This is a genomic window from Streptomyces sp. NPDC055099 (assembly GCF_053607685.1).
Genome location: NZ_JBSGUA010000003.1, coordinates 460,874 through 474,463 on the forward strand (window position 1 = coordinate 460,874; position 13,590 = coordinate 474,463).

General features: G+C 68.1%; 11 protein-coding genes. 6 read left to right on the top strand and 5 right to left on the bottom strand.

Annotation, left to right across the window (positions count from 1 at the left end; all coding sequences use genetic code 11):
* The first annotated feature begins 31 nt into the window (after positions 1-31).
* From ACWFRU_RS09985 to ACWFRU_RS10005, 5 genes are all read left to right on the top strand, one after another.
* Positions 32-1,450 carry a nucleobase:cation symporter-2 family protein gene (locus tag ACWFRU_RS09985; protein WP_453685618.1) on the top strand — a complete coding sequence of 473 codons (1,419 nt, stop codon included), beginning with the start codon at positions 32-34 and terminating at the stop codon, positions 1,448-1,450.
* Between the two features lie 48 nt (positions 1,451-1,498).
* Positions 1,499-2,887, top strand: coding sequence for an 8-oxoguanine deaminase (locus tag ACWFRU_RS09990; protein WP_453685619.1), 1,389 nt, complete (start codon positions 1,499-1,501; stop codon positions 2,885-2,887).
* 367 nt (positions 2,888-3,254) lie between these two features.
* Positions 3,255-4,622 carry a nucleobase:cation symporter-2 family protein gene (locus tag ACWFRU_RS09995; RefSeq protein ID WP_453685876.1) on the top strand — a complete coding sequence of 456 codons (1,368 nt, stop codon included), beginning with the start codon at positions 3,255-3,257 and terminating at the stop codon, positions 4,620-4,622.
* A 135-nt stretch (positions 4,623-4,757) separates the two neighbouring features.
* Positions 4,758-6,257 (top strand): nucleobase:cation symporter-2 family protein, encoded by a 1,500-nt coding sequence (locus ACWFRU_RS10000; RefSeq protein WP_453685620.1) that lies wholly within the window; start codon positions 4,758-4,760, stop codon positions 6,255-6,257.
* 293 nt (positions 6,258-6,550) lie between these two features.
* The gene (locus ACWFRU_RS10005; RefSeq protein ID WP_453685877.1) at positions 6,551-7,681 is read left to right on the top strand and encodes an MFS transporter; all 1,131 of its coding nucleotides are present in this window, start codon (positions 6,551-6,553) and stop codon (positions 7,679-7,681) included.
* 284 nt (positions 7,682-7,965) lie between these two features.
* On the opposite strand, the gene ACWFRU_RS10010 is transcribed toward ACWFRU_RS10005, so the two are convergent.
* Together ACWFRU_RS10010 and ACWFRU_RS10015 are read right to left on the bottom strand one after the other, a co-directional pair.
* Entirely contained in the window at positions 7,966-8,232 is a 267-nt protein-coding gene (locus tag ACWFRU_RS10010; RefSeq protein ID WP_453685878.1) for a DUF397 domain-containing protein, read from the bottom strand.
* The gene (locus ACWFRU_RS10015) at positions 8,232-9,050 is read right to left on the bottom strand and encodes a helix-turn-helix domain-containing protein (protein ID WP_453685621.1); all 819 of its coding nucleotides are present in this window, start codon (positions 9,048-9,050) and stop codon (positions 8,232-8,234) included. Before ACWFRU_RS10015 ends, ACWFRU_RS10010 begins: the two co-directional genes overlap by 1 nt.
* A gap of 174 nt (positions 9,051-9,224) precedes the next feature.
* On the opposite strand from ACWFRU_RS10015, the gene ACWFRU_RS10020 reads away from it, so the two are divergent.
* Positions 9,225-9,662 (top strand): ATP-binding protein, encoded by a 438-nt coding sequence (locus ACWFRU_RS10020; RefSeq protein ID WP_453685879.1) that lies wholly within the window; start codon positions 9,225-9,227, stop codon positions 9,660-9,662.
* Here ACWFRU_RS10020 and ACWFRU_RS10025 read toward each other — a convergent pair.
* The 3 genes from ACWFRU_RS10025 to ACWFRU_RS10035 form a co-directional block, all read right to left on the bottom strand.
* Positions 9,622-10,266, bottom strand: coding sequence for a LysE family translocator (locus tag ACWFRU_RS10025; protein WP_453685622.1), 645 nt, complete (start codon positions 10,264-10,266; stop codon positions 9,622-9,624). The two genes, ACWFRU_RS10020 and ACWFRU_RS10025, sit on opposite strands and share 41 nt — an antisense overlap.
* 131 nt (positions 10,267-10,397) lie before the next feature.
* Positions 10,398-11,237 carry a chitosanase gene (locus ACWFRU_RS10030; RefSeq protein WP_453685623.1) on the bottom strand — a complete coding sequence of 280 codons (840 nt, stop codon included), beginning with the start codon at positions 11,235-11,237 and terminating at the stop codon, positions 10,398-10,400.
* A 148-nt stretch (positions 11,238-11,385) separates the two neighbouring features.
* Positions 11,386-13,572: an alpha-N-acetylglucosaminidase gene (locus ACWFRU_RS10035; protein ID WP_453685624.1), complete on the bottom strand. Its 2,187-nt coding sequence runs from the start codon at positions 13,570-13,572 to the stop codon at positions 11,386-11,388.
* Between the last annotated feature and the right edge of the window lie 18 nt (positions 13,573-13,590).

A 13,590-nucleotide genomic window follows, 5' to 3' on the forward strand; every position in this document is an offset into this window, starting at 1 on the left:
GGGGCGCGCCACACCGGAGGGAACAGCAGCAATGGCACAGCCTGCACAGGGGCCGGCGAAAGGCCCGCGTTCCACCCCATCGGAGCTGACCGACGGAAGAGCAGAGTCGACTCCCGACTGTCACCCGGTGGACGAGAAGCTCCACCCCTCGCGGCTGGTCCCCGCCGCACTCCAGCACATCGCCGCCATGTACGCGGGCGTCGTCACTCCGCCGCTGATCATCGGGCAGGCCTGCGGCCTCGACACCGTGGCCCAGACCCGGCTCATCGCGGCGGGACTGCTGATCGCCGGACTCGCCACCATCCTCCAGACGCTCGGCGTCAAGGGATTCGTCGGCAACCGGCTCCCCTTCGTCAACGCCGCCTCGTCGGCCGGTATCGCACCCATCCTCGCCATCGCCGAGACCAACGCCAAAGGCGCACAACTCCCGGCCATCTACGGCGCGGTGATGGTCGCGGGCGTCTTCTGCCTCGCCATCGGCCCGTTCTTCGGCAGACTCCTTCGCTTCTTCCCGCCGCTGGTCACCGGCGTCGTCATCACCCTCATCGGCGTCACGCTGATGCCCGTACCCGTGAAGTGGGCGCAGGGCGGGGACGACACCGACCCGACGTTCGGCGACATGAAGTACCTGGCGCTCGCCGCCTTCACCCTCGTCGTGATCCTGCTCTTCCAGCGTTTCGGCCGCGGCTTCCTCAAGCAAGTCGCCCTGCTGGCAGGCATGTTCATCGGGACGCTCGCCGCGATCCCGTTCGGGATGGCCGACTTCACCTCCGTGCAGACGGCCCCGCTCGCCGCCCTGCCGACACCCTTCGCCGCCGGAGCTCCCACCTTCCAGCCCGCCGCGATCCTCTCGCTCTGCATCGTCATGCTGGTCCTGATGACCGAGTCGGCGGCCGGCATGCTCGCCCTCGGCGAGATCTGCGAGCGCGAGACCGACGGCAAGACCATCACCCGCGGCCTGCGCACCGACGGCATCGCGACACTCGTCGGCCCCGTCTTCGGCGGCTTCCCGACCTCCGCCTTCGCGCAGAACGTCGGCGTCGTCTCCCTGACACGTGTCCGCAGCCGCTACGTGGTCGCCGTCGCCGGCGGCGCGCTCATCGTCCTCGGCGCCTTCCCCGTCCTCGGAGCAGTCGTCAACGTGGTCCCCATGCCGGTACTCGGCGGCGCGGGCATCGTCCTCTTCGGCTCCATCGCGGTGAGCGGCATCCGTACGCTCTCCGAGGCCGGTCTCGACGACAGCTCCAACATCATCCTGGTGGCCGTCGCGCTCGGAGCGGGCATCATCCCGCTCGCCGCGCCCACCTTCTACGCCGAATTCCCGGCCTGGGCGCAGACCGTCCTCGGCTCCGGAATCAGTGCGGGAGCGCTGGCCGCGGTCCTGCTCAACCTGTTCTTCAACCATCTCGGCACCCGCGGCCCCGCCGCCGCGGCACTCAAATCTTCCTAGGGTCATGCCGTGCCCACATCGCCACAATCAAGAGAAGGAAGAAGCACCATGGCAGCACCGGCAGACCTGCAGCGCATCGTCATCGAGAACTGTGCCATCGCGACCGTCGACGCCGACGACACCGAGTACGCATCGGGATACGTCGTCGTCGCGGGCAACAAGATCGAGTCCATCGGCGCGGGAAAGGCCCCCGAGGGCCTTCAGAACGTCGTACGCCGCGTGGACGGCACCGGACACCTGGTGACCCCCGGCCTGGTCAACACGCACCACCACTTCTACCAGTGGATCACCCGCGGCCTCGCCACCGACCACAACCTGTTCCAGTGGCTGACGGCGCTCTACCCCACCTGGGCCCGCATCGACGAGCAGATGGTGAAGGCGGCGGCGCAGGGCTCGCTCGGCATGATGGCCCGCGGCGGTGTCACCACCGCGATGGACCACCACTACGTCTTCCCGAAGAACTCCGGCGACCTGTCCGGCGCCATCATCGGCGCCGCGAGCGACATGGGCGTCCGCTTCACCCTCGCCCGCGGCTCCATGGACCGCAGCGAGAAGGACGGCGGCCTGCCGCCGGACTTCGCCGTGGAGACCCTCGAAGGCGCGCTCGCCGCGACCGAGGAGACCGTCAAGAAGCACCACGACGCCTCCTTCGACGCGATGACGCAGGTCGCGGTCGCCCCCTGCTCGCCCTTCTCCGTCTCCACCGAACTCATGAAGCAGGGCGCCGAGTTGGCGCGCCGCCTCGGCGTACGGCTGCACACCCACGGCAGCGAGACGGTCGAGGAGGAGAAGTTCTGCCACGAGCTCTTCGGCATGGGCCCCACCGACTACTTCGAGTCGACCGGCTGGCTCGGTGACGACGTGTGGATGGCGCACTGCGTCCACATGAACGACTCCGACATCGCCGCGTTCGCCCGCACCGGCACGGGTGTCGCGCACTGCCCGTCCTCCAACGCGCGTCTGGCGGCAGGCATCGCCCGCGTACCGGACATGCTGAAGGCGGGCGTCCCGGTCGGCCTCGGCGTCGACGGCACCGCGTCCAACGAGTCCGGCGAACTCCACACCGAGCTGCGCAACGCACTGCTCATCAACCGCCTCGGCGCGCACCGCGAAGCCGCCCTGAACGCGCGTCAGGCGCTGCGCCTCGGCACCTTCGGCGGGGCCCAAGTCCTGGGCCGCGCAAGCCAGATCGGGTCCCTCGAGCCGGGCAAGCTCGCGGACCTGGTCCTCTGGAAGATCGACGGCATCGGGCACTCCTCGATCGCCGACCCGGTGACCGCCATCGTCTTCGGCGCGGCGGCCCCGGTCACGCTCTCCCTCGTCAACGGCCGCCCGATCGTCGAGAACGATCGTCTGCTGCACGTCGACGAGGACGCCATCGCCCGCTCCACGCGGGAGGAGGCGCAGCGACTCGCGCGGATCTCCGCCGGGAGCTGACACCTGGAACTCCGGTCAGGGGGGACGGCCCTTGACCGGACTTGAGCAGCCGAGCGGGTTGCTCAAGTGCCGCCCCGGAACGTGGCCCAAAGCTTCACGTTCCCGGGGCGGTCAGTACTACCTCAGCACTACCTGGGCGCACACCACTCACAACTTCATACCGAGCAGGTCCTTGCACGACGCACCACCTCCCAGAAGCGAAAAGTGCCGGCAATGCCGCCCGTACTGGAAAACAACCGGAGGAGCCACAGTGGCCACTCAGCCCAGGTTCACCAAGCAAGGCACCACCCCAGACCCATCCGACGTTGACGGGGAAAGCGCCATACGCGAGATTCACCCCGTCGACCAGAAGCTTCCGCCGCTCAAGATGGCGACGACCGGCCTCCAGCACGTGGCGGCCATGTACGCGGGCGTCGTCGCCCCGCCGCTCATCGTGGGCGCGGCGATAGGCCTCTCCGCAAAGGAACTCACCTTCCTGACCGGAGCGTGTCTGTTCACCGCGGGCCTAGCCACCTTCCTCCAGACGCTCGGCATCTGGAAGATCGGCGCCCGGCTGCCCTTCGTCAACGGCGTCACCTTCGCGGGCGTCGCCCCCATGATCGCGGTCGTCGAATCGACCGACAACAAGGACGACGCGCTCCCGATCATTTTCGGCGCGGTGATCGTCGCCGGCATCCTCGGCTTCATCGCGGCGCCCTTCTTCTCCAAGCTCGTACGCTTCTTCCCGCCGGTGGTGACCGGCACGGTCATCACGCTCATCGGCATCTCGCTCATGCCGGTCGCCTTCGGCTGGGCGCAGGGCCCGGTTCCGGGAGCCGACGACTACGGCTCGATGAAGAACCTCGGTCTCGCGGGCATCACGCTCGTGATCGTGCTGCTGCTCCGCCGCTTCACCACCGGTTTCGTCAAGCAGATCGCCGTGCTCCTCGGTCTCGTCGTCGGCACGCTCATCGCGATCCCGTTCGGCGTCACCGACTTCAGCCCGGTGGGCGACGCGGACATCGTCGGCTTCCCGACGCCGTTCCACTTCGGCGCACCGCAGTTCGCGGCGGCGGCGATCGTGTCCCTGTGTGTGGTGATGGTGGTCTCCATGACGGAGTCGACCGCCGACATGCTGGCGCTCGGCGAGATCGTGGACCGTCCGGCCGACGAGAAGACCATCGCGGCGGGTCTGCGCGCGGACTGCCTCGGTTCGGCGGTGAGCCCGCTCTTCAACGGCTTCATGTGCAGCGCGTTCGCGCAGAACATCGGCCTGGTCGCGATGACGAAGATCCGCAGCCGGTACGTCGTCGCCGTGGGCGGCGGTTTCCTGGTCCTGATGGGCCTGTGCCCGATGGCGGCCTCGCTCATCGCCGTCGTACCGCGGCCGGTGCTCGGCGGCGCGGGCGTGGTGCTCTTCGGTTCGGTCGCGGCGAGCGGCATCCAGACGCTGGTCAAGGCGAACCTGGAGCGTGACAACAACGTCCTGATCGTGGCCGTCTCGCTGGCCGTCGGTCTGATCCCGATCGCGGCGCCGGAGTTCTACCACGCGTTCCCGGAGACCGCGAAGATCATCCTCGACTCGGGCATCTCCACGGGCTGTGTCGCGGCGGTGCTGCTGAACCTGGTCTTCAACCACATCGGCAAGCGGGGCGAGGACGACGAGGTGACCAACCCGATGGAGCCCGGGGGAGAAATCGCTGAACAGAGGGCGCACGAGGTGCACAAGGGGTCTTCCCCGGCGGGGGCCCACTGACGTAACGTGCGTGACGCCGCCCGCATCGCGGAAGTTACTTTCCAGTCGGAATAGTGTCGGCTCCGCCGCGCGCCTCGTGAACTCCCGCGCGGAGGGGTCGACTTCCGGCGTCACGCACACGGAAGAAGCGCCACCATGAGTTCTCAGCCTCGCCCTGCCGAGAAGGCTGCGGCAGCCGGCAAAGCCGACCCTGTCGGCAAAACCGCCCCTGTCGACGCGGCCCTTGAAGTCCACCCGGTCGACGAGATCCTGCCGCCGGGCCGGATGCTCGTCGCCAGCCTTCAGCACGTCGCCTCGATGTACGCCGGCGCGGTCTCGGTCCCGCTCGTCGTGGCCGTCGCCGCCAAGATGTCGCCGGGGGACACGGCCGTACTCATGGGCGGCAGCCTCCTGATGGCGGGCATCGCCACGCTGCTCCAGACGCTGGGCATAGGCAACTTCATCGGCTCCCGCCTGCCGTTCGTCAACGGCGTCTCGTTCGCGGGCGTCGGCGTGATGCTGACGATCATCACGACCCAGGGCGGCGTCGAGGCGGGGATGCCGGTCGTCTTCGGGGCGATCATCGTCTCAAGTCTGTTCGGCTTCCTCGTCAGTTCGTATTTCTCGCGCCTCGTCCGCTTCTTCCCGCCGGTGGTGACGGGGTCGGTCATCACCCTGATCGGCGTCTCGCTGATTCCCGTCGCGTACGACTGGATCGTGGACGACTCGGCCACGGGTACGCCGGAGCCGGGGAGCATCGGTCTGGCGGGCGCGACGGTCCTGGTCATGCTGCTGCTCCAGCGCTTCACGCGGGGCTTTCTCAAGCAGATCAGCATGCTCTTCGCGATGATCTTCGGTACGTTGCTCGCGATTCCGATGGGCCTGGCGGACTTCTCCAAACTGGATGACGCGGCTCTGGTCGGCATCCCGTCGCCGCTCCACTTCGGCGCGCCGGAGTTCAACATCCCGGCCATCGTCTCGATGTGCGTGGTGATGCTGGTGATCCTGACGGAGTCGACGGCCGACATGATCGCCCTCGGGAAGATCGTCGACAAGGAGGTCGACGAGAAGACCATCGCGCGCGGGCTGCGCGCGGACGCGCTCGGCTCGGCCATGAGCCCGCTCTTCAACGCCTTCCACGCGAGCGCGTTCGCCCAGAACATCGGCCTGGTCGTCATCTCCAAGGTGCGCAGCCGGTTCGTGGTGGCGCTGAGCGGGGGCATCTTGGTGCTGATCGGCCTGAGCCCGGCCGCTGCGGCGCTCATCTCGGTCGTGCCCATGCCGGTCCTGGCGGCGGTCAGCCTCTTCCTCTTCGGCTCCATCGCGGTCAGCGGCATCCAGACCCTGCTCCAGGCGGACCTGCACAGGGGCGACAACGCCCTGATCGTGGTGGTCACCCTCGGCGCGGGCCTGGCCCCCGCACTCTCGGACGGCTTCTACGACGCGTTCCCGGCTTGGGCGCAGATCGTGCTGGGGTCGGGGATCTCTACGGGGTGCTTGTTGGCGGTGGCGCTGAACTTGGTGTTCAACCACTTGGGGAGCGAGGCGAGTTCGGGGAGTGCGGGGCGTACGGGGAGTGCGGGGAGTGCGGGGAGTGCGGGGAGTACGGGGAGTGCGGGGAGTGCGGCCGAGGCGGAGGCTGTGGTCACGCACTGAGGTGGGGTGACGACAGTGTGCGGGAAACCGACGACACCCTTGCCGGGGGACATTGATGTCGATTAGGTGCCAGACCCGGGGCGGGTGACGCTGTTGGACTCGGAAGCATGTCCGCACCTATCGAGTCCCCCCTGCCCAACGGCGTCCCTTCCGGTCGAACGCGTCCCGGTGGTGATTTCCTCTCCGGCCGCACGCGCCCCGGTGGTGAGGTCCCCTCTGGCCGCACGCGCCCCGGTGGTGACGTCCCCTCCGGCCGCACGCGCCCCGGTGGCTGGCCTGCTGTCGTCGCCGTGATGCTGGGGATCTTCTCCATCGTCACCACCGAGATCCTGCCGATCGGCTTGCTCTCGCCCATCGGAGAGACCTTCGGGATCTCGGACGGCACGGCCGGGCTGATGATGACCCTGCCCGGCATCCTTGCCGCCGTCGCCGCCCCGGTCGTGACGGTCACGACCCGACGCGTCGACCGGCGTCACATGCTGTGCGTCCTGATCCTGGTGCTCGCCCTCGCGAACTTCCTCGCCGCACTCGCGCCCGGCTACTGGCTGATGATGGTCTCCCGCGTCCTCCTTGGACTCGTCATCGGCGCCTTCTGGTCCATCGGCGCGAGCCTCGCGTCGCGCCTTGTCCCGGAGGCGCAGGTCGGGCGGGCGACAGCCGTGATCTTCGCCGCCGTTCCGCTTGGCTCCGTCCTTGGGGTGCCGGCGGGGACGCTGCTCGGTCAACTGGTCGGGTGGCGCGCTGTGTTCGTGGTGATGGGTGGATTGACGCTGGCGGTTCTTGTGGCCCTCGTGATGACCTTGCCGCCTTTGCCGCCTTTGTCGCCGGGGAGCGTCACTCGGTTCGGTGTGCTGCGTGCGTTGCTGCGCACGGGGCGGGTGCGCGTTGCTGTTGCGGTGACCCTTCTTGTGGTGACGGCGCACTTCGGTACGTATACGTACGTCACCCCCTTCCTGGAGGAGGTGACCGGCGCGGGCCCGCGAGCGATCACCTTCTTCCTGCTCGCCTACGGCGTCGCCGGAATCCTCGGCAACTTCCTCGGGGGAGCGTGGGTGAGGCGCGCGCCGCGCGGCACCTTTGGTGTTGCTGCCGGGCTGATCGCGGTGGTGACGTTGTCGCTGCCCGTCCTGGGTGCGGCCGGCGCGGCCGGGTACGGTGGCGCGCTCGTGCTGCTTCTGGTGTGGGGCGTGGCGTATGGAGCGGTGCCGGTCTGCTCGCAGACGTGGTTCGTGAACGCGGCGCCGCAGGCGCCTGAGGCCGCGTCGGTGCTGTTCACGTCGTCGTTCCAGGCGACGTTCGCGTGCGGCGCGTTGGGGGGTGGGGTGGTCGTGGATGCGGCTTCGGTGGGTGTGGTGATGGTCCTTGGCGGGGGCGTTGCGTTACTGGCGGCCCTGATGGTTGCCGGGGCCGCCCGGTTGGTCTGAGGGTGGCGATTACGGGCCGGGAGTAAAGGGCGCTCCGCTGCGCTGCGCGTCGGCTGCGCCGATTCCGCTCCGCTCCACCCTTGACTCCCACCCCTCCACCGCACATGAACCCTGGGCCGGGCGGCCAAGGGGTGAGGCTCCTCGGGACTGGGGGGTGGGTGGTGGGGTTTGGGTGCCGGGTGCGGATTGGTTCTTCCGGGGTGGGCCGGAGGGGTGGGGTGCGGGAAAATCCCGTGGGGGGTTAATGGGTGTGGTGTGGGGGTGGGAGTTTTTTGTGGGGGGTGTTAGGGGCGGGTTGCGTACGACAGGAAGTGACGCCAGGGGGCGGCGCGGAGGGCGAGTTGGGGGCCCTCGGGGTTCTTGGAGTCGCGGATGTGGATGGTGGTGGGGGCGGGGGTGGGGGTGGTGGGGGAAGTGGCGACTTCTACGCAGTCGCCGGAGTCACCGCTGCTGTGGGTTGATTTGTGCCAGGTGAGGGCTACTTCCACGCAGTCACCGTCACCGCCGCTGCTGTAGCTGCTCTTGAACCAGGTGAGTTCGATGGTGGTCATCATGCTCCTCGCATCCGCTCCAGCAGGCTCACTGACTCCTCAGGAGTAAGAGCCTGTGAGCGCATCCTGGCATAGCGAGTTTGCAGCACGTTGATCTCGTTCGGGTCGGAGATGAGTTGGCCCGTCCGCTGCCCTTCGCTATAACCGACACACCTGTTGTCAGGCGTGTCGATCAGTTGCATGGGGCCGTCAAGGCCCGCATGGCTCGCCCGAACCAGCGGCATTACCTGGAGGTCGATGTTCCGCCGTTCGGACAAGTCGAGGATGTGGGTGAGCAGCTCCCGAGTGACCTTCACCCCACCCATTCGTCGCAGGAACAGGTGCTCTTCCAGGATGAAGCTGTACGTGGTGTTCGGTCGCTCGGCCAGGAGCCGCTGCCGTTCCATCCTTGCCGCGAGTTGCGCCTCGATCTGGTGGTCCCCCAGCGGCGGGAGTTGATTGACGAACAGCGCCCGCGCGTAGGCCTCCGTTTGCAACAACCCAGGGATCAGTCGACATTCGTACGTGTAAAGGGTCTTCGCCTCCTGCTCGAGCGCGGCCCACTGGCGGAACCAGGACGCCAGACCCTTCTGGCGGGAAAGCTGGTGCGAGGCCAGTCGCAACGTGCCGAACGCGTCCAGCGCGGCCTCGCAGCGGTCGACGAAGCCTTGGGGTGGGAGGCGTCTGCCTTGTTCGACCGAGGCGAGGAAGTGTGCAGAGCAGCCGATTTCGGGGGCGAGGGACTCCTGGGTGTGGCCCGCTCGTTTGCGGAAGCTCTTCAGGACCGCGCCGAACGTCTTGAGACCGTCCGACGGTTCTGGCTCTTTGCTTGACGACATCACGGGTAACCCCCGACGCTCGCGTTCAGATCCCCGCCGACTCGCCCATGATCACGGTCCGTCACCGCCGCTGTCTACCCTTTGCGCTCGTACGCTTACGCAGCGTACGAGTTTGGTTGCTGGTGGGGTGGGGGTGCGCGCAGCCACGGTGGGCCCACGTCAGCGAGAGCCCAAATCCCTGTCCCCGTAGCCACCTTCAGGCAACGCCTGAGCTCAACGCCCCGTGGCGCCCGCCTCGCCCGGCGGTTGGCGAGGTATCACCTCGATGAGTGGGGCGTGCCGTACGGCAGTGAGGTGTCGGAGGCCGTCGCGCAGATCGTGGCTGAGCTTGCGGCCAACGCGGTTACGCACGGTCGTGTGCCGGGGCGGGACTTCGAGGTGAGGATGATTTTGGGTGGGGGTGTTCTTCGGGTCGAAGTTGGTGACACTTGGGGGGAGGGAGGGGCCGCGCTCGCGGTGCGAGTAGCGGCTAGCGACGCGGAGTCGGGGCGGGGGCTTCTGCTGGTGGCTGCCCTGGCGGATGCGTGGGGGGTCGTCGAGCGGGAGGTCGGTAAGACCGTGTGGGCGGAGATCACGTTGCCGTCGCCGGGGCCTTGTCCGTCGCCAGCTTGACGGCGAGGGCGCCGAGGACCGTGCCCATGACGTAACGCTGGGCCCGGAGCCAGGTCGGGCGGCGGGCGAGGAAGACCGCGATGGTGCCCGCCGCCATGACGATGGCCAGGTTCACGATCAGGCTGATGGCAATCTGGAGGCCGCCCAGTGCGAAACCCTGGAGGAGGGTGTGGCCGGCAGTCGGGTCGATGAACTGGGGGATGAGCGAGACGTACATGATGGCGACCTTCGGGTTCAGGAGGTTCGTCAGCACTCCCATGGTGAACAGGCGCCTGGGGGAGTCGGGAGCCAGCTCCTGGTGGGCGAAGACCGATATGCCGCCCGGCTTGAGTGCCTTCCACGCGAGCCAGGCCAGGTAGGCCGCTCCGGCGAGTTTCACGGCCAGGTACAGCTGGGGGACGGCCAGGAAGACCAGGGACAGGCCCAGGTTGGCGGCCGTCAGGTAGACGAGGAAGCCCACGGCCACTCCGGCGAGGGAGATCGCTCCGGCCCGTCGGCCCTGGGTGATGCTCCGTGAGACGAGGTACATCATGTTGGGGCCGGGGGTGAGCACCATGCCGAGGGACACCACTGCGACGCCGAGCACCGCGTTCATTCCGATCATTCAGCAAGCATCGGGCGGGCTCGCCGTCCAGCACCAGCGATGAATTCTTCATGTAACCCGTAAGCGTTGCTTCATCGGGGCGGGGTGTCCGGGGTGTCGGACGCCCCGCCCCGATGTGTGGGGGGTGGGAACTAGCTGATGCGGTACGGGTCTCCGTAGACCTTCCACTCCAGTGGCGTGTTCAGGTTCAGGTTGCCGTTGGTGAGGAACACCCGTTGTGCCGTGTCCACTCGGCTTGTGTCCTCGTGTGCCTCTTCTTGTTTCATCGCCCAGACGCGTGCGTCGAGGAAGGCGTGGAGGTAGGCCGTCTCGTCGCCGCCCTGGGCCGGCGGCTTGGCCGAACGCAGGGCGCGCTTGCGGATGTTGCGGAAGCTGGTGCTGTCGCCGCCGTCGCCGTGCATGACGATCGCGTCGTAGTACGCGAACTGCCCGAGTACGCCGATGCCGTCCGCCTTGCCCTGCTTGACGGCCGGGTTGAAGTAGACGCGGTCGCGCTCGTCGTTCTGGGCGCGCTGGAACTCGCGGTCCTCGGCGGCCCTTTCCCAGTCGCCCTTGTACGTGGGGTCGAGGCCCTCGTGGGAGTCGGTGCCGTCCACCTCGCGCAGGGCGGGGAGGTACTTGGCGAGGATGTTGCCCGGCTTTCGCGATGTGTAGAGCTCGACGAGGTCGAGCATGTCGCCCGTGCCCGAGCAGAAGCCGATGATTCCGGCGGTGTACCCGCGGCCGTCGCCGATGTCCTCGCAGTAGCGGTAGTGCTCCTTCCAGTTGAGGCTTGAGTTCTCCGCGCTGCACACGATCTTCATGGCGATCTCCTTCTTCGCCGGGTCGTCGAGTCCGCCGGCTTTTGCGGTGGGCGTCGCGCCCGCCGTTCGGGTGGCGATGACGGGGCCTGCGATGAGTGAGGCGCCGAGGACCGTGAGCAGGGTGCGGCGTGAGGTGTGGGGCGCCGGGGCGCGGCGGGGGGTGGGCACGGGACCTCCAAGGTGGGGGAGTTCGTCGATCCGACGGTTCTTGGCTCTTCCGCGTACTGTTAGGAAGGTTTACTACCAGAGACCGGAGGTGACGTATACCCGTCAAGGAGGCTGGAGTTGGGGATCTTGGGGGTGGGGTGGGGTTGGGTCAGTTGGTTTGGGTGAGGCGGGCTTGGATCTGAACTGCGACTTTGTACGTGTCGCCCGTGGGGCGGGTCGCGAGACGGCCGGGGTTGCGGATCCAGCCGTCCTCGATGGCGAACCAGTCGATGGTCTTGGGTGCGCGGTTCTCGGTGAGTGCTGTGCGCAGTTCCTTGAAGTACGCCTCCCAGCGCAGGCGGTAGAGGCCGCCTACCAGTCCGGCCCACTCCCGGTTGGCGTAGTCCCGTAGGCCCGCGTCCGCCCCGGATCTGGTGCCCCAGACGGTGAGGAGCGACAGCTGGTCGTAGGCGAGGTGTTCTTGTTCTGTCGCGTTCGCGCCCCACGCGCGGGCGTCTGCCACCCAGCGGCCCAGGAGGTGGCGCGAGTCCGTGGACATCAGTTTGTCCAGGAGGGTCATGAGGTCGAGCCAGGTTCGGGTCAGTTGGTTGAAGAGGGGCTCGTTGCGTTTGTCGTACGCCTGCTTGATCTGGGGGAGCAGAACCCGGCTCCGGTTGGAGAGCGCCTGGCGTGCCACGTCCAGGAGGTCCTGGTGGTAGGCGGAGGTGCTTCGCAATGAGCGTCGTACGGCGAGGAGTTGGGTGAGTGCGGGTTCGAAGTCGGACGGGGTGTAGCGCATGGCCTTAGGGGACCAGGCCGCCGCTGACTTCGCGGTCAGGGCGGGGCGGGCGCCGAAGAGGCCGTCCGCGCCCTCGGACCACTCGTCGGTGCGGGTCGTGCCGTACGCGGTGCGGCGCAGGGTGTCCCAGGCCGCTGCCGCGTGGGGGTCGGGGGCGCCGTAGCGGGACACCGACCAGTCGGCGAACCAGGTGGTGAGATTCAAGTCGCCCGTGCGCCAAGCCAGTTCCGAGAAGAGCTCGAACGCCGCCGGGTTGTTGTCCGCCGCCTCCGGCATCAGGGAGATGCCGCGCAGGGTGCTGCCCTTCTTGGTGCGCCACTTCTCGTAGAGCGCGGCCCAGTCGGGGGTGTTGGCGCCGAGCGTGGTGTGACCGCCGAAGTTCCAGATCGAGCCGAAGGTGTAGGGGGTGTCGTTCCAGTCGGACTCGCGGTCGGTGATCTTCGTGAAGCGGTCGGAGAGGCCGTCGACCACCAGCATGCGTGACTTGTCCACGGCGTCGACGATGGCCTTGGGCGGGTTGTTCTGCCAGCCGAGAATCACCCAGGTGGCGCCGGGGTGTGCGGTCTGGAGGGCCTTCTCGACGGCCCTCGCCGCGTCCGGGACCGGGACGTTGCCCGGCTTTCCGCCCTCGTGGAGGAGGTCCATCTTGTACATCGTCGACGCGCCGAACAGCTCGCCCTGTGTGCGGTAGAAGGCCGCGGCGACCCGGGTGAAGTGCTCGGTGCGCGGGTCGAGCCAGTCGGGGCGTTTGAAGCCGACCCAGTCGCCCTGGGGCACGGTGCGTGCGCCGGGATTCTTCGCGGTGAAGCCGGGCGGGACCGTACCGAAGTAGCCGGGGAACACCGGGGTCATGCCGAGCTCGCGCAGTCGGTCGGCGATGCGGCGGCCCAATGCGGCGCGGCGGGTGAGGAGCTGGGAGGAGACGGGGTGCGGGAACGATGACATGTTCTGGAGCAGCCACCACGGCTGGTGGGCCGGGGCAGGGATCCACTCGCGCATCTCCTGGTCGGAGTAGCCGAACTCCTGGAACAGGCGGTGGTAGAGCGCGTCGGCACCGACGTACACGAGGACCTCGTTGTAGCCGTGCAGGGCGAGCACGTCGATCTCGTGCTCCCAGTACGACCAGTCGTGGTACGCCCCCGTGTATCCGTCGTTCGTGTCGTTCAGGACGAAGCGGTGTGGGGTGTTGGCGCTGCCCGTCATGGGCTTGTCGAGGCCGGGGAGGCGGTCGGGCAGGTTCAGCTGGGCGCCCGCCCAGGTGATGTTCGCGTGGGTCTTGTGTTTCAAATAATGCTGTAGTGCCTTGAGTTGGACTGCGGGGGTCGGGCCTGTGACGTTGATGCGGCCGTCCTCTCCTGATACGCGGAAAGTGTCGGCAGGGCCCTCGGTCACGAACGTCAGTTGTTTGTGGTGTCCGGGCAGCAGCCGCCGGGCGGCCTTGCCGGCGGGGGACCCCCCGGAGGGCGGGGCGCCGTCGGCGGTGGAGCCGGAGCAGGCGACGGCGGCGCCGGTCGTTGCGGCGAGGGCGGCGAGGAAGGTGCGGCGGGCCAGGGGCATGACGTAGGGATACCCTCC

Excerpts from the sequence above, each read along its gene's own strand:
- ACWFRU_RS09995 (WP_453685876.1), top strand. The coding sequence starts at position 3,255 with ATGGCGACGACCGGCCTCCAGCACGTGGCGGCCATGTACGCGGGCGTC.
- ACWFRU_RS09990 (WP_453685619.1), top strand. The coding sequence starts at position 1,499 with ATGGCAGCACCGGCAGACCTGCAGCGCATCGTCATCGAGAACTGTGCC.
- ACWFRU_RS10005 (WP_453685877.1), top strand. The coding sequence starts at position 6,551 with ATGCTGGGGATCTTCTCCATCGTCACCACCGAGATCCTGCCGATCGGC.
- ACWFRU_RS10025 (WP_453685622.1), bottom strand. The coding sequence starts at position 10,266 with ATGATCGGAATGAACGCGGTGCTCGGCGTCGCAGTGGTGTCCCTCGGC.
- ACWFRU_RS10000 (WP_453685620.1), top strand. The coding sequence starts at position 4,758 with ATGAGTTCTCAGCCTCGCCCTGCCGAGAAGGCTGCGGCAGCCGGCAAA.
- ACWFRU_RS10035 (WP_453685624.1), bottom strand. The coding sequence starts at position 13,572 with ATGCCCCTGGCCCGCCGCACCTTCCTCGCCGCCCTCGCCGCAACGACC.
- ACWFRU_RS10015 (WP_453685621.1), bottom strand. The coding sequence starts at position 9,050 with ATGTCGTCAAGCAAAGAGCCAGAACCGTCGGACGGTCTCAAGACGTTC.
- ACWFRU_RS10010 (WP_453685878.1), bottom strand. The coding sequence starts at position 8,232 with ATGACCACCATCGAACTCACCTGGTTCAAGAGCAGCTACAGCAGCGGC.
- ACWFRU_RS09985 (WP_453685618.1), top strand. The coding sequence starts at position 32 with ATGGCACAGCCTGCACAGGGGCCGGCGAAAGGCCCGCGTTCCACCCCA.